Raw genomic sequence first — 20,812 nt, forward strand, 5'->3', positions numbered from 1 at the left:
TCGCTTCTGCCAAGGCGTCTTCAACCTTCTTAATCGCCGCTTTCTTCTCTTCTGTTGTTAAGTGCTGAACCGTGTCAAATGACGCTTTCTTCGTATTCGCTGTATTATCCAGAGAGGCAATCGCGTTCTCTCTCCCTACTGGCTTCACTCCGTTGATATTTCTCAACCCCTTTTGCAAGGCATCATCCACCTCAACAAAGCTGCTGGCATTGTCAAGCTCAAGTGTAGCTTGATGTGCATAGGTATCAACTTTTGCAGTAGCACTATTTTGCTCCACTTGGGATAAATTTTTATTCTTGCTAATAGAGTCGTTTTTTACTCGTCTAGCTTGCTCTATGTCATCCTTGGCACCCTCTTTCGCCTCCTGATATGTTCTGGAATGCCACTGATTGACAAGGAACGTCCATGCACCTTCATTTCCTCTCGTACCTACAGCATAGTCAAGCTTGTTGATATCGCTATTCCCTTGAGTATCGAAAGTTATTTTGTAACTATTGTCATTATTTCCCAGCGAAAAATAATATAAATGCGAACCACTATTATTTATATGTCTAAATTTTTCATTTGATTGGTCTTGCATCGCCTGAGTCTCATTTTTTCTCTCATATGGTTGGTTGTTTCTTACACCATGACGAGCTAAATCCTCAAAGGTGTCTACTGGTAGGCCGCTCGGACTATTCCTTCTATTGATACCAGTATTACTAACTGTTCCTTTAGTCTGATTGCCAAAGCCTGTTAGAGAGTGTCTTAGAAGATCAATCAAGTCCCCAGAATCAGAAGATACAGCAGTGGTGCCACCGTTTTTGCCATGAATACTAATACTATCTGTACCTTGCTTGAGTGTTTGCCCCGAAGGAATCGTCAACCAAACACCTGTCCCAGGTATTCGTCTATGTCCATTATTTATTTCAATATCCCAATGGAAACCATCCTTTGTAGGAGTTACTTTTGCAAGAATATAGGTTTTTGCATGATAGACAGGATCGGTCTTTTTGTTTATCGGTCTTCTACTAGAGAAAAACACATAGGTGTATCTATCGTAGGTTTTATCTCCCGACTTACCGTTTTCAATGTAACTTTCATGTCGATCTAAGGGACTTGTCGCCCTTGCAGACCTTCCACTGTAGGTAGCATTACGAAAGTCAGAGTAGCCACCATCACGTGGTTTAGGAGTTACTCCTCCAGCTGTAGTTTCCTCACCATATTTTTCTTCCAGCACTCCTTCGATGAGGTCTCGGGATTTTTTCAGGTCGACTAGGGCAGCGGCAAAATCTTCTTGGCTGATGGTATCACCCTTAGAAAATGCTTCATTAAACTTATCAGCTGCTGCTTTTGCTGCTTGGATTTTATCTTCCGACGCTTGATTTTCTTTAAGTCGTTTGACAATAGACTCTAATTCATCTTTTAGTCCATAGACGCCGTTTTCACCTTCTGTCGTATTGGTGTAGGTTGGAAGTTCTTGTCGACTAGGCTTTTCACTAGATTCAGTTTTTTCTGAGTTACCTACAGTTTCTGGGCTCACCTGATCCACAGCTGGTGTGGCTTGGCTCAAACCACCTCTTTTACGACGCTTTCCTCCACTTCCTTGATTGGTCACAGCTCCGTCTGGTGCAGAAAGCCCATGATTTGTCAGACTTGCTTCCTCTGAGACTGTAGAGCTTGGTAGCGACGGATTCAAGGCTTGATTGACACGGCGCGTAAGTTCTTCCATAGCTCTTACTTGCTCATCAACCTGTGCTTGTGTCGCTTTTGGATCTTCCAAAACTGCCTTAGCTGCTGCTAGACCTGCTTCCACTTCATCGTAGAGCGCTTTCATGGAGCTAAGAGTTAGTTTTTCCAACAAAGCTTGCAGATTGCCTTGGAGTGATTTAGCTTCTGTCGTTTTAGTGGCAGATGTGGGCTGGTCTTGCTCTTTTACTGCTCCTCCTTGAGAAGTTTCTTGAGCAGCTGGCTTCGTCTCTGGTTTGGTCGGAGCAAGGTCAGCTGTTTCCTGTCCCTTACTAGCGTCCTCGGCTTTAGTCTCTGGAGAGTTTGACTCCCCTGTAGACTTGAGCTCAGCCGACGGTTCAGTCTGAGAGACTTTCTCTGGCTCTTCCCCATCCGACTCCTGCGGATCCCCATCAGGGTTACCAGTAGCCCCAGCAACCACTTCACTAGCTGTTGCCGAAGATACTGCAGGTGCCTGCGCTTGCACCCCATTTGCAAAGAACATCAGAGCCGCAACCGCAACACTAGCAGCCCCAAAATGGTATTTACGGATGGAATAACGGAAAATTTTCTCTCCATTACCATCATTCTTTTTCTTGAACATAAGTAAATCCTTTCCTCGTCTAAGTGCTTTCTCAAGCTTAGAAAGCGCACAAAAAGCCGATAGACGATAATATATCAACTATATAGTAACACTTCTGACATACAAATCAACCCCCTCTCTGATAAGATAGAATCAGGAAATACAAGAAAAAAGCAACATTATATATATATATATGCACAGACATATAAAGTCTTTTAATACAGCTTATTTTTCAACAAAGATACAAGAGTTATACTACATTTATATATGCTCAACATCCTCTGCGCCAGTGTTACAATATTGTTACATTTTGATTACACAAACATTTCAAAATATATGATAGAAACCTGAGTATTTTATAGTAATTCTCTTCCTATCAATTAGGTCAACAGTTGAGTGTTACACCCTATCCTCAGCAAAGGACTATGGTCAGCATTTCCTAGCCGCTAGGACGCTCCAAACCACCTATTTAAGTCCATCATAGCTTGGGTCAGTAAGATACAGACCGCAAGGCGACGTTGACGTGGTTTGAAGAGATTTTCATTGAGTATAATTTTAACTTCTTATTTTTCATTCCTATTCCTTAAATAAAAAGCTCACTAAAAAAGTGAGCAACATTTCCAATGAGATACTTCTGTTGACGAGCGCGTCTCTCCGCCCCCTCATTGCCTTGCGAAGAGGCTTGGCGAATCGAAAGGAGGTGTTTTTTCCTGTTTTCAATTCTACTTATTTTTGTACATTTTTTTAATTTTATCAAACAAAAAAACGCAAGCCGAAGCCTGCGAAAAGTTTTTTTATAACCATTTAATTTCTTTCACATCTGTTTTACGAACTTTAGCATATTTCTTAGCGCTTGTAAAATGTAGAGTAACCGGTTTAAACACTCCACTTTTATCTCTTCGTAAACCTAAAATTGCGGATCTTTTGTTTCTATCTTCAAAAAATATGACGTCCAACTTCATAGTGTTTTTAGATAAATCTTTGGCTAGGATACAACAACTTGTTATCTTAGAATAGAAGATATCACCGATAAAACTATACAAAGATATCCTTTCTATAACATCGTTGTACATGGGATTATTTTTATATTCTTCCAAAATAAAAACACCAGCTTGAATAGCAGGTATTGTTTGACTAGCATAATCTCGTGTGATTTTGTGCAAGCCAAATAAGTGATGTAAATCAGTCAAGCAAAAATCTACTTCGAAAGTCTCTAAATGCTTATAATTCGTTGATACTTGACATGTTTTTCCATCGAATTTCTCTTGATAATCTAAAATACAATCAAGTAATTTCAACGACAAACTCCATATTTTCTCAAAATAAAAAAAGCACGGGGCAGTTCTCACTACTGCCCAAAGTGGATGATTAGAGTCGGCTTCTCTAACTCCCTATGTTGTGCTTATTAGGCTTATCGCAAGGGAACAGTTTTTAGCTCTGCCAAGCCACATAGCGTGCTTACTACTATGTGTCCATGTCTCCATGGATTGCCGAGCGGTTTAACGACGTTTTGGGAGTCGGGATAACGAGAAAAGTGATACTTTTACGTTTTTTCCAACTTAATTATGACATCTTTCTTTAAAAAAGTCAATATTTATCGCTTTCTTTAACGAAAAAAATCCCACAAGAACGAATCCTGTGGGGAGATACACATTTTAGAAAAGCTTTCCTTTATTCTACTATTTTTCTTGTATTTTATCATTCAGTATGATAAAATACAAGTTTTTTGATAAAATAACCAAAAACTACTCGCTATCCCCTCTCATATCACCCTACATATCGTTTGACATGCGACTGATAGTTCAGGGAAACTTCAAGGACAACTTTTCTCTCATCCCCTATGTAGGTCATTTCTACTCTTATAGGCTCAATTTGACACTTTTCTTCTTCGAATTGCTCATATTCCTCCTGAATAGTAAGTTCGATTTATCCAAATTTATTTTTGTCTATTTTGATGAACACTTCCACGAAGATAGTCTGAAAAAGAATCCGCCCCAATTTTCCTTCTCTTTTTAAGCATATTATTCCAGATATGATTGCCCTCTTGTTCAGTAATAAATTGCGCTTTAAACGCTTCAACCAGTATATCTCCTGTCGTCATATGTTCTAAAGAAAATTCTTCTACATATGGTTCAACATCTCTTAGGTTATTACTTCCTAATATCCCGTTATGCTTTTTCGCTAAGGAAATAGAAGCCGCTTCTCCCTTACCAATAACCTTGTTACTATCATGATTTCTTGTTAAATTTCTATATAATTCGTATTCCTCAGTTCCAATGTCTATGCTCACAATCTCAGCCGAACCCTTAGCTACTAACTGGTCTATCCTAGATTTTAAGTGGGGAATTGTAGGTATATTGATTTCATCATACACCTCTTGTGGAATAACAATTTTACCCGAATAGAGCTTTTCTAAAAGATGTTCAGTGCCAACCCATAAAAATGCTGAAATACAATCTGTATCAATAAATACACGACTAGTCAAACGACAACTCCCCCTCTTCATCTAGCCCATATACAATATCATATCTGAAAGCATCTAATAGCAGTTCCTCATACTTCCCTTGCGAAATTCTGTTATTTTCTAAAAGTTGTTCAGTCGATTTAATATAGTGTCCTAATACCATTTCCTTTTTACTTTCTGACAAAGGACGATATAAACTTGTATCATAGCCTAATCTTGAAGCTGTCTCTATAACACTAATATCCATCTTTTTAATTTCTTCTGCATCAAGGTATCCATCATTCCGCAATCTATATAACATAGCTTTATGACTGATACCATAAAACTGACCTAATTTTATAATATCTTCTACTTCAAGATGAGTTCTATTGGCATTTTCTCTTATTTCCTCAACCATCCTATACAGTGAAGATGGGGAAATTAAAAAATATGAAGCAAACTGATCCGCTTTTCTTTCAGTTTCATCTCCTTCACCAATCAAGATAAGACTGACTGAACTCTTCTTCACCTCATCATAATAAAGATGATACAATTCATGTGCTAAAGAAAATCTTTGCCTTCCTAATGACATGTCTGAATTGATTACAATGAGACTGGACTGAGTTCCTTTATAACAGACTCCGCTAATATTCTTTCCGAGTCCATAAAATACCAGCGTCAAATTTTCTATCTTTTGTACCAATTTAAAAATATCTATCGGCGCTTCACCATCAGCTCCCAACTTTTTTCTAAGATTTGAAGCTTTATTACTTAAATCCATTTTATCAATCATTTATTTTGTCTCCAATAGCTGATCTATCTCAAATTGATTCAATACAATTTTATTGATTTTCGCTAAAACTTTAATATCTTGGTCTACTATTTTATTTTTTCTAAACGATATGACACACTGTTGTTCAGCTTGTTCGCCAAACAAAAGATATTCAACCGTACAGCAAAACAGGGCAGATAGTTTCTCAATAACATCCGACGTGATATTCCTTTCACCTTTTTCCATTTTGGCAATCATGCTTTGATTCAAAGACAAATATTCAGCAATCTTATCTTGAGTAAGATTTGAAGATATTCTAAGTTCTTTTATTCTTTTTCCAACATCACATACATTTATCATATTCATACACCTCTCATAAAAAGAATAGCACACTCTTGTCATAAAGTCAATTTTTTAAATAAAAAAATTATGACAAAACAAGGAAGCAATTTATTGGTGCTGCTTAAAAATCCAAAAGTGATGATAGTAAACCTATTTGATGAGTTCCTATCAAAAATCATATCTTCAACCTCAAAACAGTACTTAAAGCTATCCGACTCGGTTTACATTGTCAAATTTAGATTTTATTTGAGCATAACTTTCTAGTTTGCTTTTTGATTTTTATTTAATATAGTAGCAAAAATTGAAGGAAATATCTCCACAAGAAAACGCATACTATTAAGCTTTTTCAAGGCCTAATAATATGCGCTGTTCTGATTTGAAAGACATTCCATTATTATTTTACTGTTATCAAGCCTTCAGGCTCGACTGTAAATTCTGGTTTTTCTGCTATCGTGCCATCTTCTTTAAGGTAATACCAGCCATCATTTGATTTGACAAAGGCATTGGAAACCATGTCCCCATTTTGACTATCAAGATAGTACCAAGTCTCCTTGTATTTGATCCAGCCTGTTTTCATGGCTCCTTCTGCGTCGAAATAGTACCACTTCTCAGCGATTTTCTTCCAGCCTGTCGCCATTTCGCCTGACTGATCAAACCAGTACCAGTTGCCGTCTATGTGCTTCTTCCAGCGGTCTGCAAGCATATAGCCTGAACCGTCAAAGTAATACCAGGTACCATTGATTTTCTCAAACTTATCTTTTGGATAAGAACCGTCTGAGTGTACATACCAGGTGCCAGTATCGTTCTGTTGCCATCCTGCTTCAATCGTCAAGCCGTTTTCAATATCCTGCTTGAATTGCTCACGGCTAATACCCCATTTGGCAAGATAAGGATAGGGGTCAATGTGATCTGAGTTGTTGTCAGGTTGGTTATTGGTGCAGTATTCGTGTGTCTTGATACCTGCCAAGTCGTCTGTATCAAGTGTTTTCGGTATACCAGCTTCATCCGCTAGATTGCGCAAGAGTTCGATATAGAGACGATAGTCAATCAGAAACTCTTCTTTTGATTCATGGCTTTCAATCAGTTCAACTTGTGCATAACCTTCTGCATTCCAACCGCCCCCAACGTCCCAGGCACCATTATCAACAGGTCCTACCTGCATAACACGACCATTACCGACTACGTGAGAAAAGAAGCCCAATTCAGGATCTTTTCTGTAATGGTAGTCAGCCTCATTTTGAACCGTTGAGTTGCGGTTGCCTGTGGAATGGGCATGGACTTGCCTATATGGTTGCACGCCGACTTGAGGCAAATCTGTTCTTAATTTACTCACATCAATTTCCATATTCTACTCCTTATCAATTAAAACAACTTATTTTTTTACAATCCAGAGCTAGAAACTCCTTTATTTCTACCTTACAAAGAAGACAATCTTAGTCACGATTAGGCTTGTAGATAGAACTTCAAAACGCACTATTTTGACATTGTAAATAGGACTGATAAGGTCTGCATTCTATCTACAACAACACCCCAGACTAAAAAGCTTTTCAAAAGTATATTTTTACAGTCTCTATATGTCCTTTTCATAAATACTATACTTTATTATATCATATAAAAGAAGTCAAAAGTATATTAAACTATTTTCAAGACCAAACTAAAGATGACAGCACAAGTTTTTTCGATTTTCACTAGAGGAAAGAGATTTTATTCAGTAAATCAAACTAGGATAACACTTTTGTTACCAAGATGGCCTTACCTTCTTTTATCAAGGGGTGACGGAATAATGAGAAGTACAGTTGAACTGTCATGGCAACCCAGATGAGGGGTTCACAAAGAATAACACCCTTATAGCCTGCCCAAGGGATAATCAAGACCACAAAAGCGATTTTCCCGATTAGTTCGATAAAGCTAGAAAGCAGAGGAAGAACCTTTTGCCCCAAGCCCTGCAAGCAATTGCGATAAATCAACAAGAGGCTCAAAATTGGATAAAAGGCTGAGCTGATTTGCAAGTAGAGACTTCCATTTTCTATCAAGTAACCATCTGTCGAACTAGCCAAGAAGGAAACCAAGGCTGGACTGGCAAAAAAGAGGAAGACACAAACAAACACTGCCCAGGACATACTTAAACGACTGCCGATTCGAAGACCTTGAACAATACGGTCTGGGCGCTTAGCTCCTAAATTCTGAGAAGCAAAGGTCGTCATAGATGCAGAAATAGCGGTCATAGGAAGAAGGGCGAAAGCCATAATGCGTCGAGCTGCCGTCTGGGCACTAATAATCACTGCACCAAAAGTATTGACAGAAGACTGTAAAATCACACTGCCGATGGACACAATTGAACTCATCAAGCCCATAGCCAAACCTTGCTCCAAAAGATCTGCGTACAAGGACTTATCCCATTTGAAATGCTTGCGCTGAGGCAAAAGTTCTGGCACACTCTTACGGATATAGTAAAAGCAGAGAACCGCTGATAAGCCTTGCGAAATGATGGTAGCAAGGCCCGCAGATTGTACTCCCAGATGCAGTCGCGTAATAAAATAGAGATCCAAAACCACATTAACCAGAGCAGAGAAAATCAGAAAACCAAGCGCAGCTAGACTGTCCCCAATGGACCGCAACAAGCCTGCAAAGAGATTATAAGCAAAGCTGACACCGACACAGGTCACAATCATAGAAATATATTGATAGGACTGGGGAAGAATTTCTGCAGGGGTATCTAGGTATTGCAAGAGAGGATACAAACCAAGAAAGCCCAGTAGCATAACTACAACACTCAAAAGAGCGCCTAAAATCCAGGTGGCTGCTACTGCTTCCTTGATTTTTGTAAAATTCCGAGCTCCATAATAACGGGCAATGACAATTCCCATGCCATTGCCAACACCAAGAGTAAAACCTACAATCAGGTCAAAAATCGCTGTCGTCGCTCCTACTGCAGCCAAGGAATCTTGACCAAGAAAACGCCCAACAATCAAGACATCAGCAGTGTTATAGAGCTGCTGAAAAATATTTGATAGCAAGATTGGGAAGGCGAAGCTTAAGAGCGAGGGAAGAATCGGACCATGTATCAAGTCCACTGTTCGTTTTTTATTCATAAGGCTATTATATCAGCTTTCTAGAGGAGCGACAAGAAACAGCAAACTGTAGGCAATCTGAAAACTTGAACAACAAACTGAAAAAGCAGTGGATTTCTCCACTACTTTGACAGCTTATTCTTCAATTTCGATTTCAAGTTCATCGCCTAGGTCAAGAGTTACTTCTTCATTCACAGAATCTGCTTGAACTGCTTCATCTTTTTTGTTTTCAGTATCTTGTTCTGAAGATTCTTCTCCATCAATCAAGCCAAATTTAGAACGGACTTGCTTATCAATTTCATCAAAGATTTCTAGGTGCTCTGCCAAGTATTTCTTAGCATTCTCAGAACCTTGCCCAATTTTTTCATCCTTGTAAGAATACCAAGCCCCTGCTTTTTTGATAATATCCAAATCGCTTGCGATCTTCAAGAGCTCACCAGTCTTAGAAATTCCTTCTCCGTACATAATTTCAACTACGGCTTCCTTAAACGGTGGAGCTACCTTATTTTTTACAACCTTAATCTTAGTTTCTTTACCGACATTGGTTTCTTTTTGGTCACCAGTTCCCTTAATTTGTGTATTACCACGAACATCCAAACGCACTGAAGCATAGAATTTCAAAGCACGTCCACCAGGAGTTGTTTCTGGATTTCCAAACATGACCCCAACTTTTTCACGCAATTGGTTGATAAAGATGGCAATTGTTTTGGTTTTATTGATAGAGGCACCCAATTTACGCATGGCCTGACTCATCATACGAGCCTGCAAACCAACGTGGCTATCTCCGATATCTCCATCAATTTCCGCACGAGGGACAAGGGCTGCAACTGAGTCAACCACGACAAGATCTACAGCACCTGAGTCAATCAATTTTCCTGCAATCTCAAGACCTTGTTCTCCTGAGTCTGGTTGAGACAAGAGTAATTCGTCAATATTAACACCAAGAGCCGCAGCATAAGCTGGATCGAGGGCATGCTCCGCATCGATAAAGGCTGCAATCCCACCTTCTTTTTGCGCTTGCGCAACTGCATGAAGGGCAACCGTTGTCTTACCAGATGACTCTGGCCCATAGATTTCAATGATACGTCCCTTAGGATAACCACCTGAACCAAGGGCAATGTCAAGAGCCAAAGAACCTGAACTCATCACTTGCACCTTTTGCTCGGCACGTTCACCCAAACGCATGATTGATCCTTTACCAAAGTCTTTCTCAATCAATTTAAGAGCGTCATTCAAGGCTTTTTCACGTTCTGCCCCAAATTTTTTTGAAATTTCATCTAATTTTTTTGGTTTTTTCGCCATTCTATTCTCCTACATTCTAATGGTCCTTAGACCTATCTACTATTATATCAAAAGTTAGTCACTTAATAAAGCCTTGCGAACTAGGTTAAAGGCATGCATAACCGCAATATGTCGTACATCTGCTCGACTTCTGCCTCCAATATTCACCTTGATAACCTCAGTTCCTTGCTCTTGAGCCAAGCCTATGAAGACTGTCCCAGCTGGCTGCCCTTCTAGGCTATCTGGTCCTGCCACTCCAGTCAAACTAAGGCCAAAATCAGACTGGGTCTTGCTTCGCGCCTGCTCAGCCATCTTCTGAGCTGTAAATTCAGACACCACACCGTGCTCTTCCAAATCCTTGACAGGAATATCCAACATCTTTGATTTTTCCTCCAGGCTATAGGTCACAAAACCACCCTTAAATATACTGGAAGCGCCCGAAAAATCAGCCACGGTCGCTTGGAAAAGACCTGCCGTCAAACTCTCGGCAGCCGTGATGGTTTTCTCTTGTTTTTTCAGTTCTTCTACCACAATGCTGGCTAAACTAGTTTCTTCCCCATAACCATAACAAAGTTCTCGTAAAGAAAGGCCTTCAAAAGTTTGGCGATTCAAGATTTGATGTTCCAAAATATCCAGCACTTGATTCGCCTCTTCTTGATTGCTAGCTTTTGTTGACAGACGTAGAGTTACTTCTCCTGTCTTGGCATAAGGTGCCAAGGTCGGATCTGTTTGATTATCAATCAAATCAGCCAAAATGGTCACCAGCTGGCTTTCGCCAATTCCAAAGAAACGAAGAACTCGGGAATATAGCTTGCTCCCTGTCATCAACTTGGGTAGAAGTTGGTTTAAAACCATGGGTTTCAATTCACTTGGTGGACCTGGAAGGACGACGTATGTCACTCCATCGACTTCCAATATTCCTCCCACAGCCAGTCCTGTTTCGTTTGGCAGTGGAGTCGCTCCTTCTACAATTTGAGCTTGTCTTTCGTTATTCGGTGTTCGGGCATAGTCTGGTCTCTGGGCAAAAAAGACATCCAACTTCTCCTGGGCCTGAGGATCGAAGACTAATTCTTTCCCTAAAAATTTAGCCAGAGTTTGTTTGGTCAAATCGTCCTCAGTTGGCCCTAAACCACCTGTCAAAATCACCAGACTGCTACGTTGACTGGCAATCTCAAGCAAGGATAAGAGACGGGCTTCGTTGTCTCCTACAGCCGTCTGAAAATATACGTCCACTCCAATCTCTGCTAGTTTTTCTGATAAAAACTGGGCATTGGTGTTGACAATTTGTCCTGTCAAAATCTCTGTTCCAACAGCAATGATTTCTGCTTTCATGTTTCCTCCTACCTATCTATTCGTATTTTTTTGAAAAAATCGCAGGAAATTTCCTACGATTGATTTTTTATTTGTATCAAAAGTTAATTATCTTCATCACCAACAGGTGCTCTTCCAAATAAATCTTCAAATAAAACCGCATTGGTTTCAAGCTGAGTAACTTCTTCTTGTCCCAAAGAACGTCGGAGTAGATTTTGCATTTCCAACATATGGGCTCTCGAAACAATCTGGTAAGAAACACCTTGAAGCATCTCTCCTTCACCCTGCAACTGCTGAGTTTCAATGGTTTTAAATGAATCTTTATAGCCTAGCAAGTTAGGGATACTTTTCGCAGACAAATCAATATTGGTCTGCATATTGTCACTCAAAGCTTTTAGAATCTCTTGATAATGACCAACGCTATTTAAACTGAGAGCTTTTTCCATGACTTTTTGAATAACTTCACGTTGACGTTTTTGACGACCATAATCCCCCTCAGGATCTTGGTAACGCATTCGTGCATAGACTAGGGCTTCTTCTCCCCCAATATGTTGCTCCCCAACACCGATAGAAATGGTATTAAATTCTTCTTGGTCACTGATAGAAATTGGGATACCTAGGGTATTATTGACTGTAATACCACCTACTGCATCCACTAGTTTTTGCAACCCTTTCATATTGACCATCACATAGCGATCAATATGGATATTCATCATTTTTTGAATGGTTTCTATAGCAAGCTCTGCTCCACCATCTGCATATGCTGAATTCAATTTCGCTTCATGAGCCTGACCATTCCCTGATTCAATGCGGGTCAGAATATCCCGCTCTAAACTCATCATCGTTGTTTTTTTCGTTTTAGGATTCACTGTCATCAAGATCATGCTATCACTTCTACCGACCCAAGTTTCAGTTCGTTCAGCATTTCCGGTGTCCACTCCCATTAACAGAATGGTCAAAGGTTCAGTTGCTTCTATAACCTTGGTTTCTTCGCCGATTTTTTTATAGGTTTTAGCTAAGGTTTCTGTCCCTTGTTGATAAATAGTATAAGCAAAAATACCTGCTCCTACTACAGTTACAGAAAGTAAAGCTAGCACCATTCCAATAATTTTTTTAACCATATTTCTACTAATCGATCAGTTTACCCATCAAGTAAACATCGATAAATTTCCCTTCTTCTATATATGCTCCACGCTCTTGGCGACCTTCAATTACAAAGCCATGCTTTTGATACAGATGAACTGCAGCTTGATTACGAGTTTGGACAGTCAGTTGGAGACGACGCAGAATGCCACTTGCTTGTGCCCACTCTATCGCTTCTTCTAGCAACAAACTTCCCAATCCATTATTCCAATATCTTTTTCCAATCACAATAAAGAGATCTCCAATATGACGAACTCTCTTACGCTGGTCAGCTGTGATATTTACAATACCAGCAATTTTATCATTTAAGAATGCAAGTAAGGTTATCTGATTGTCCGAACTAGCTTGCTTGTTGAGGAATACTTCCATCTCCTCACTGGTCAAGAGAATACCATCTCCGTCTAAGCTGGTAAAATCTGTCTCCAAACTTACACGATTTAAAAAGGCCACTAATTCAGCTGCATCTTTAGGCTCTGCTTCTCTAATGAGCAATTCATACTCCATGTTGAAGCTCCTCCAAGAGTTTTTCTGCACGCAAACCCTTTGCCTGAAAATTTAAACGGCGACCGTCTTCTTCTTTTAGAATTTCCAACTCTAAATAAGTATCTGGCAAGGCATCTCCTAAGAGATTTCCCCACTCAATAACAGTCACGCCTCCACCAAAGAGAAATTCATCCAAATCAATAGAATCCGCATCTCCTCCAATACGATAAACATCTAAATGGTAAAGCGGAAGACGCCCCTCATACTCTCTTACGATAGTATAGGTGGGACTTTTAATCATTTGAGAAATCTGCAATCCTTTCGCAAGTCCTTTAGTAAAGGTCGTTTTACCTGCGCCCAGTTCTCCAGTTAAGATTAAAACATCATTCTTTGCTAATAGATGACCCAAACGCTCCCCTAAGGATTGTAGCTCTTCTTCATTTTTTGTGTACATACTCTTATTATACCAAAAACTTTTCTTTTGTGTCTATTTTCCTACTAAACTTACCATCATAACATCCATAAAAACAAGCTTTCTCTAAAAGAAAATGAGCGTAGCAATGACCAATACAAGATCTCGGAAAATATGACCATAAAAGGAAACTTCCTTCTTAACCGAATTTGGGACAAGATAGGCTGCAAAAAACAAACCCAGTCCAATATAAATCAGAAGTGAGACAATGGTCATTGGATTTCTTAAGAAGAGAAGTGTTGCTAAAATAGTCACCAACACTGTCTTTTTTCTATCTAGCATAGCAAGCAAATCGCGCATGTATTTTTTCAAGGGTAAAAAAATCAGCAAATCTAGTCCAAATAGGAAAAAGAAGGATGGCAATAAAAAGTCAACTAATTCTTGCTGCAGCGTATTTTTGATGAACAAGTTATCTGACAGGACAAGAACAGCTCCTAACAAGTTAATTAAGAGCAAGATACTGTAAAAAAGCTTCACTGACTGCTTACTGGCTAGGACACTATGGACTTCTTGCTTACGGGTATAAAGATAATTTACTCCAGCACAGATTCCTGAAACGAAGACCATACTTCCGATGAAAAAAGCTGTACTTTGTTTAAAGGACAAGATGCATTCTTTCCATAGGAAACAGCTACTCAAACTGATTTGAATTAAAGCTAACAAAAATAAGATTCTCATTGATTTCATCTTTTCTCTCCCTTCCTACCAATCATTATACTAGGAGAAAAGAGAGAACTGTTTCTAATCTTCTCAAATGTCTCTTTAAGACGCTAAACAAACACGAGAGACTAATACTCAATGAAAATCAAAGAGCAAACTAGGAAGCTAGCCGCAGGTTGCTCAAAACACTGTTTTGAGGTTGCAGATAGAGCTGACGTGGTTTGAAGAAATTTTGGAAGAATATAAATTGAAATAAGGCTGATAGTATTCATTTCACTATCAGCCTTACAGGTTATTTAACGTTTCAGAAAAACTATAATGTCAAGATTAACTAAACAGTATCTAATTCCTTCAAATAATTTTCTATCTTCATCAGCATTAAAGGATTGTTATAAATCTTGCATAGCTCTCTTGCTTCCATATAATAATTTTTGACTTGTTCTCTGTCTAGAAATTTGGCTCCAGCATTTCCTACAAGAATAAGTAGAGGAGCCAGTTGGTAGCTTGTCTGTCTTTGTTTACAGAGTTCAATCGTCTCAAGAGCTTCTTGGATGGCTTCATTATATTTTTCCTTTGACAATAGGTAGTGAGCGTAGTTGTAACGAACTCTGATGTAGCCAAATAAAAATTCTTGATGCTCAAAATTTTTTGTCTGATATAACTCCATCAAATGAGAGTAGTTTGCCTCATATTCTTGTTCACGACCCACTAAGGAATAGAAATTAGATAGAGTATTCAACGCCTTTAAATAAATCAGAGTATTTGAAGAGACTTTTAATAATATATTTTCCAATGAAGAAATAGCCTCATACTTACTGTCATATTGATAGAAGTCAATAATAGCTTTAATCCATTCAAGGTAAGTTCGGTCTTCTAGTGTTAGAAAAGTGCTTCGTTCAATCTCTATTCTATAAATATATTCCAAATCGTCATAATTTCTGTCATCTAATAGTCGAGCAGATAATTGCTTGAAATTAGAGAGGTTAGATTTAATTTCAATTTGTTCATTAAAAAAATAATCTAATGGCACTTCGAGTCGTTGTGAGAGTTTGAACAAAAGGTCTGCGGAGGGAATGAAATGCCCTCTCTCAATTTTACTAATCTGGCTTTGTTCACAAATTCCTTCTGCAAGAGTTTGTTGGGAGAGTCTCAACTCTTTTCTTTTCAATCTGAATTTCTCTGCGAGTGTATTCATTAAAGATAATAAACCTTCCTATTTGCTTAATTTCGTTATAAAATTTTTAGTTCAAAATAGCAAGTTAAAAGAATAAATAATTCTTTATGGTAATAAACTAAAAAAAGTCAAAAATTACATAAAAATGCTTGACCGAATAATATATATATGTTAAAATGAAAACAAGGAAAAAGAAAAGGGTTTCACGAATGAAGAAAAATCGTGGAATTCAAAAATTATCTATATTAGTATTACTAGGTGTTTTTATGTTTAGTAACACAATTCCTTACCAACAGTTTATTCAGAAGAATAGACAATTGGAGATTCGAGTGCAATCACAAAAGAAGTCCAATGGTCTTGATGTTGGGAAGGCTGATTGATTTCGTATTACTTTAAAATTCAACTATTTAGAGAAAGGTATTCTGATGAGAGCTTGTAACAATACCAGATAGATATAAGAATGGAGATGTTTGATAAAATGCTTTCATAGCTAACCAACTGTTGAAAATTATGAGTTACAAAATCTAAAGTATTTAAGATTGGTTTATAAAATTAGGTCTCTGTCTGTAGAAAGGAACGTGCAGTTAGAAAGGAGGAAAAAATAGGATACTATAATTCAGACTGAGATTTCTAATTAAAATATGTAGTTGCATTTCGCTCATTTTCATAATATTTCATTCAGAGGAGTAATAATATGTTAAAATTTAGAAAAGTAGTTGCATCATCCCTTGCCGTTTTGGCATTTAGTTTAGCTCTTCCTGTTTTGGCAGTTTCTCACCGTGGTGGCGAGTGGACCTATGGAGGCCATCATGATCCAAATAATTGGGGAGCATTTTCGAATTATTATCATGGTTCACAGTATCACTGGGCCTATGTTGGAAGTAATGGACGTGACAATCAAAAAACAGTTTATGCAGGAGCACATAGTGCGGCCTATGCGTTTGTTAATACAAATTTTGGGGAGCAAGTTACATTTGATGCGGGATGGTAAAGAATAATTGAAGAAGATTCTTTTATCAATAGTTTAGTAAGCTTGTTTAGTTTATAGAGGGCAGAGGTATTTCTGCCCTCTGTTTTAGAATAAGGAATGCACTATGAAAAAATTATTTATACTCATATCCAACCTGCTTGCTAGTTTGTTCTTTGTTTGGGTATTTACCATTTGGACTGATACATATGTCTCCCATTATTACCCCAACGTTGTTGTACATGATTCTTCCCCTGAAACAACTTTTCAGCATGTTGCTACACGCTTGGAAAAACTAGCAGAAGAAACAGATAGCTTTATTGCGATTCAACACCAAGATCCTAACTCAGAAGGTACTCCAGTGTTTTCTTATACGACCTTTGGGAACGGAAAGTTGCCTGATGGGCTACAGGAAAAAAAACTAGAAGATGCTCAAAGTAGTAGTGTTGAAACAAACTATTTTGTATTCGATGGAAACCTAGATATTCACTTGCTAAGGGAGGAGCTAAGTCAACTTGGCTTGACTAACATGCACCTGATAATTCCATCCAAACTATCTACGTTAATGGCTATCTTTAGTAACGGATTTCAGTTAATCAGTCTATTGATTTTCATCTTAACCTTTGGAGCACTGACTTTAATTAGTCAAATTAGCCAATTACGGTCGTCGGGCATTCGCCTCATTTCAGGAGAGAAACGGTGGTCCATTTTCCTTAGACCAGTTGGTGAGGATTTGAAAGGGATAGCTGTTGGTTTCAGTTTAGCTGGCGTACTCGCCATTCTTATGCAAAAAATTCTGTCGCTTCCAACGCAATCCCTAATGACCATAGGAGAAGGCTTGCTCTGTTATAATCTCATCTTGTTGTCGATCTCCCTGTTTTTCGCTCAACTCTTCGCAGTTGGGATAAAAAAGATACACCTGATGCAGATTATAAAAGGGCAAGTGCCTGTCAGAGGAATCATTAGTTTGATTTTAATCGGTCAACTATTAGCGATTATTATTGTAACGCTGGGAATAGGGAGTAGCTTAAAGTATACCCAAGCCTGGCAACAGCATCGGATTGGACAAGAGGCTTGGAGCCAGGAAAGACAACTGATTACCCTATCATTCAGCCGTGAAGGAACGAGTCCTGGTTTTGATGAACAAGCTCAAAGGAAACTCAGAACTTGGTATCAATTGATGGATCTGGCTGTTTCAGAAAAAAAGGCTTTCTTATCTAGACACCAGTTAATTGACCGTTCTTTGCAAAATGGCATGGCTTCCTCCAAAAACTTGACAACCTCTACAGAATGGCACGATTACAGCCCGAATGGCAATGTCCTTATCGTCACACCGCAATACTTGGAGCGTCAAAACATTCCTGTAGATACAACTATTGAGCAAAAGATGAATCACCTTGATGTAGGGGAGTTTGTCTTATTGCTGCCTGAACACCTCCGTTCAGAGGAAGAACATTATAAATCTGTTTTTGAAGACGACTTAACCAGTCGCATGTCTAGTCAAGATGAACGACAACAAATGACTGCTACGGTAGGTTATTTAGAATCAGGTCAGGATCGTTTTGTGTATAATACGACCCCTATTTCTTACCAGCAGTTTTTGAAAGATCCAATCATCATTGTTATAACACCCCAATCAACTGGTCCACAGTCCATTTTCTTTTGGGTAGACGCAGTACAGAACTACGTTCTCTTTAATCAATTGTCTGATGCCCAGGAGCTTATCCAGAGACAAGGCATTGAAAATTGGGTCTCAGAAATGCAAACAGGTTACCACAACTACATCACATTATTGGATAATATCCAGAGGGAACGTTGGGTAATGCTAGCAGGAGCTGTGCTTGGGATTGTAACTTCAATCTTGTTGTTTAACACTATGAATAGGCTCTACTTTGAAGAATTTAGACGTGCCATTTTTATCAAACGCATTGCAGGTCTCAGGTTCTTAGAAATCCATCGCACTTATCTCTTTGCTCAACTGGGTGTGTTTTTACTGGGATTTGTTGCGAGTGTATTTCTTCAGGTAGAGATAGTAGTTGCTTTCTTAGTCTTGTTACTCTTTACTGGTCTATCTCTTTTACAGTTACATATCCAAATGCAGAAAGAAAACAAGATGTCCATGCTTGTTTTGAAGGGAGGTTAATATGATTGAACTTAAACAGGTGAGTAAATCTTTTGGAGAACGAGAGTTATTTTCGAATCTTTCAATGACATTTGAGGCTGGAAAAGTCTATGCCTTAATTGGTTCAAGTGGTAGCGGAAAAACAACCTTGATGAACATGATTGGAAAATTAGAATCTTATGATGGGACGATTTTTTACCGAGGTAAAGACTTGGCCAATTATAAATCGAGTGATTTTTTCCGTCACGAATTGGGCTACCTCTTCCAGAACTTTGGCTTAATTGAAAACCAAAGTATTGAAGAAAACCTTAAGCTAGGTCTCATTGGTCAAAAGTTGAGTCGGTCGGAACAGCGGTTGAGGCAGAAGCAGGCTTTAGAACAGGTCGGCCTGGCTTATCTTGACCTAGATAAGCGCATCTTTGAGTTATCGGGCGGAGAATCGCAACGGGTTGCCTTGGCAAAAATTATCTTAAAGAATCCACCCTTTATTCTGGCAGATGAGCCAACAGCTTCAATAGACCCAGCAACCTCTCAGTTGATTATGGAGATTTTGCTATCTCTTCGAGATGATAATAGGCTAATCATTATCGCAACACATAATCCGGCAATTTGGGAGATGGCTGATGAAGTGTTCACGATGGATCGTCTGAAATAAAAATCCTTGTTTTTAATTGCACGATGAGTTACTGAAATATTATCAGGAATCAATAATTGGAGTTAATTTAGAATTGTACTTTATCAATATTGAGGTAACTTTTTCTTGATAAAGGAAGAAATAGTGAAGAGAAAGTTAGAATGAAAAAATTCGACAATTATATTATTGAGAAGCCTTGCGATTCTAATTCAGATAAACTGCAAAAAATCTTAATAATTGAAAGTTTGGTAGATGATATTTTGCAATTTTCTCTCACAATCAATAATAGTGTAGGAGAGATTTTCCTCCTACAACCGTTTCAAAAGAAAACTATCTTTATTCCATGTTATTTTGAGGAAGATATTGTGAAAGTCAAAGATGATGATGAAGTTGAGTGGGATTTGTTAGAATTTCAAAAATTTAGAGCATTTTTGGCTTAGTAATCTGTGTTGAAGGCTCAAAACCTATGGTAAAAAAGTAGCTTTGAAAACGTATTGCCTCCAAAGATTTAGTTAAATAATGATTTAACACAAAAAGAAATTATTGAAGTTCTGGAAAGATGTTGTTTCAGTATTGAGAAAAGGTGGGAAAAACTTGCGATTTTCACAGAGAAAGGAAGAAAAAGTATAGAAATATAGTCAATCGAAACAAGAACAGGACAAAAGAACCTTTTGTGCTATATTTTTCTCCTTTCGCTTTACAATTGGCTTGAACACCTTTATTGTATCGCGTTTGGAGTTTTTTTGATATAACCTTCGACGCGCACCCGCATAGCGGGTGTTTTTTTGTCTCGCACCTAACGGAGCGAGACGAACTAATAGTCACTTAATCAAAAAACGCACCATATCAAAAACTAAAAAATTTGATATTATGCGTCATGTCTTAAACTAATTGACTATACTTTCTATTCAAATGAGCTTTTAACCGATTGATTGAGCCAATCAACTCTTAAAACCAAAGAGCAATTTCTCGCTTAGCTGACTCTTCTGAATCTGAACCATGTACAACATTTTGAATAGCTTGGTTTTCACTAGCAGCTTTTGCAAAATCACCTCGAATAGTCCCTGGTAAAGCTTCTTCTGGACGAGTTGCCCCCATCATGGTCCGCCAAGTTTCAATTACTTTAGGACCAGAGATGATACCCACAAGAACCGGTCCTGAAGTCATAAATTCATGAATCGGTGGGTAAAAACTCTGACCAACCAAGTCCTGATAGTGCTGGTCAATTAACTCTTCTGAAACCTGTGAACGCAACTCCAATTTTTCGATTGTAAAACCACGTTGTTCGATACGTTTCAACACTTCACCAACTAGCCCTCTTTTTACACCGTCTGGTTTAATGATAAAAAATGTTTGTTCCATCCCCGTCTCCTTTGTCAGCTTCTTTTTTTTATACTCTTCGAAAATCTCTTCAAACCACGTCAACGTCGCCTTGTCGTAGGTATATGTTACTGACTTCGTCAGTCTTATCTACAACCTCAAAGCAGTGCTTTGAGCTGACTTCGTCAGTTCTATCCACAACCTCAAAGCAGTGCTTTGAGCTGACTTCGTCAGTTCTATCTACAACCTCAAAGCAGTGCTTTGAGCAACCTGCGGCTAGTTTCCTAGTTTGCTCTTTGATTTTCATTGAGTATTATTTTACCACAT

At 38.5% G+C, this 20,812-nt stretch carries 20 protein-coding genes and 1 pseudogene; 5 read left to right on the forward strand and 16 right to left on the reverse strand.

All coding sequences use genetic code 11. From position 1 onward, the window contains the following. The 14 genes and pseudogenes from DSY56_RS08590 to DSY56_RS08660 form a co-directional block, all read right to left on the reverse strand. Window positions 1-2,311 (reverse strand): DUF1542 domain-containing protein (locus tag DSY56_RS08590; RefSeq protein WP_200832419.1); only part of this gene is annotated, 2,311 nt, incomplete at its 3' end. 773 nt (window positions 2,312-3,084) lie between these two features. After that, a complete protein-coding gene (locus DSY56_RS11920) occupies window positions 3,085-3,588 on the reverse strand; it encodes a PBECR4 domain-containing protein (RefSeq protein WP_000770308.1) in 504 nt (167 codons plus the stop codon). Window positions 3,589-4,352: 764 nt separating this feature from the next. Next, window positions 4,353-4,775, reverse strand: a pseudogene (locus tag DSY56_RS08605) (hypothetical protein); the annotation flags it as partial. Beyond that, window positions 4,768-5,514 (reverse strand): ImmA/IrrE family metallo-endopeptidase, encoded by a 747-nt coding sequence (locus tag DSY56_RS08610; protein WP_306416195.1) that lies wholly within the window; start codon window positions 5,512-5,514, stop codon window positions 4,768-4,770. The gene DSY56_RS08610 and the pseudogene DSY56_RS08605, both read right to left, overlap by 8 nt. 12 nt (window positions 5,515-5,526) lie before the next feature. Next, window positions 5,527-5,871 carry a helix-turn-helix domain-containing protein gene (locus DSY56_RS12605; protein WP_112445105.1) on the reverse strand — a complete coding sequence of 115 codons (345 nt, stop codon included), beginning with the start codon at window positions 5,869-5,871 and terminating at the stop codon, window positions 5,527-5,529. Between the two features lie 370 nt (window positions 5,872-6,241). Continuing rightward, entirely contained in the window at window positions 6,242-7,192 is a 951-nt protein-coding gene (locus DSY56_RS08620; RefSeq protein WP_112445108.1) for an N-acetylmuramoyl-L-alanine amidase, read from the reverse strand. A gap of 376 nt (window positions 7,193-7,568) precedes the next feature. After that, window positions 7,569-8,939, reverse strand: coding sequence for an MATE family efflux transporter (locus tag DSY56_RS08625; protein WP_112445110.1), 1,371 nt, complete (start codon window positions 8,937-8,939; stop codon window positions 7,569-7,571). 114 nt (window positions 8,940-9,053) lie between these two features. Then, entirely contained in the window at window positions 9,054-10,220 is a 1,167-nt protein-coding gene (gene recA, locus DSY56_RS08630) for a recombinase RecA (RefSeq protein WP_112445112.1), read from the reverse strand. 54 nt (window positions 10,221-10,274) lie between these two features. Continuing rightward, window positions 10,275-11,531, reverse strand: coding sequence for a competence/damage-inducible protein A (locus tag DSY56_RS08635; RefSeq protein WP_112445114.1), 1,257 nt, complete (start codon window positions 11,529-11,531; stop codon window positions 10,275-10,277). 83 nt (window positions 11,532-11,614) lie between these two features. Then, complete coding sequence (gene lytR / locus DSY56_RS08640; protein ID WP_112445116.1) at window positions 11,615-12,631, reverse strand: glycopolymer--peptidoglycan transferase LytR; 1,017 nt, start codon at window positions 12,629-12,631, stop codon at window positions 11,615-11,617. 7 nt (window positions 12,632-12,638) lie between these two features. Further along, a complete protein-coding gene (locus tag DSY56_RS08645) occupies window positions 12,639-13,157 on the reverse strand; it encodes a GNAT family N-acetyltransferase (protein ID WP_061425432.1) in 519 nt (172 codons plus the stop codon). Further along, complete coding sequence (gene tsaE / locus DSY56_RS08650; RefSeq protein WP_000288247.1) at window positions 13,147-13,590, reverse strand: tRNA (adenosine(37)-N6)-threonylcarbamoyltransferase complex ATPase subunit type 1 TsaE; 444 nt, start codon at window positions 13,588-13,590, stop codon at window positions 13,147-13,149. The genes DSY56_RS08645 and tsaE overlap by 11 nt, the downstream gene beginning before the upstream one ends. 84 nt (window positions 13,591-13,674) lie before the next feature. Then, window positions 13,675-14,295: a hypothetical protein gene (locus DSY56_RS08655; protein ID WP_049532500.1), complete on the reverse strand. Its 621-nt coding sequence runs from the start codon at window positions 14,293-14,295 to the stop codon at window positions 13,675-13,677. A gap of 304 nt (window positions 14,296-14,599) precedes the next feature. Continuing rightward, complete coding sequence (locus tag DSY56_RS08660) at window positions 14,600-15,463, reverse strand: helix-turn-helix domain-containing protein (protein WP_112445118.1); 864 nt, start codon at window positions 15,461-15,463, stop codon at window positions 14,600-14,602. A gap of 188 nt (window positions 15,464-15,651) precedes the next feature. On the opposite strand from DSY56_RS08660, the gene DSY56_RS12610 reads away from it, so the two are divergent. The 5 genes from DSY56_RS12610 (at window position 15,652) to DSY56_RS12680 (ending at window position 19,605) form a co-directional block, all read left to right on the forward strand. Beyond that, window positions 15,652-15,822 (forward strand): PhrA family quorum-sensing system peptide, encoded by a 171-nt coding sequence (locus DSY56_RS12610; RefSeq protein ID WP_050243138.1) that lies wholly within the window; start codon window positions 15,652-15,654, stop codon window positions 15,820-15,822. A gap of 314 nt (window positions 15,823-16,136) precedes the next feature. After that, window positions 16,137-16,433 carry a lactococcin 972 family bacteriocin gene (locus DSY56_RS08670; protein WP_050243139.1) on the forward strand — a complete coding sequence of 99 codons (297 nt, stop codon included), beginning with the start codon at window positions 16,137-16,139 and terminating at the stop codon, window positions 16,431-16,433. 103 nt (window positions 16,434-16,536) lie between these two features. Beyond that, the gene (locus DSY56_RS08675; protein WP_050243140.1) at window positions 16,537-18,552 is read left to right on the forward strand and encodes a bacteriocin-associated integral membrane family protein; all 2,016 of its coding nucleotides are present in this window, start codon (window positions 16,537-16,539) and stop codon (window positions 18,550-18,552) included. Between the two features lies 1 nt (window position 18,553). Further along, the gene (locus tag DSY56_RS08680) at window positions 18,554-19,186 is read left to right on the forward strand and encodes an ABC transporter ATP-binding protein (protein WP_000571433.1); all 633 of its coding nucleotides are present in this window, start codon (window positions 18,554-18,556) and stop codon (window positions 19,184-19,186) included. Between the two features lie 140 nt (window positions 19,187-19,326). Beyond that, window positions 19,327-19,605: a hypothetical protein gene (locus DSY56_RS12680; protein ID WP_050243141.1), complete on the forward strand. Its 279-nt coding sequence runs from the start codon at window positions 19,327-19,329 to the stop codon at window positions 19,603-19,605. Window positions 19,606-20,113: 508 nt separating this feature from the next. Here the strand turns inward: DSY56_RS12680 and ndk are convergent. Continuing rightward, a complete protein-coding gene (gene ndk, locus DSY56_RS08690) occupies window positions 20,114-20,527 on the reverse strand; it encodes a nucleoside-diphosphate kinase (protein WP_050259719.1) in 414 nt (137 codons plus the stop codon). 49 nt (window positions 20,528-20,576) lie between these two features. Then, window positions 20,577-20,792, reverse strand: coding sequence for a hypothetical protein (locus DSY56_RS12455; RefSeq protein ID WP_234990570.1), 216 nt, complete (start codon window positions 20,790-20,792; stop codon window positions 20,577-20,579). Window positions 20,793-20,812 lie beyond the last annotated feature (20 nt).

It is taken from the genome of Streptococcus sp. 596553, from assembly GCF_900411395.1.
In the GTDB taxonomy this organism is placed as follows: domain Bacteria; phylum Bacillota; class Bacilli; order Lactobacillales; family Streptococcaceae; genus Streptococcus; species Streptococcus mitis_BA.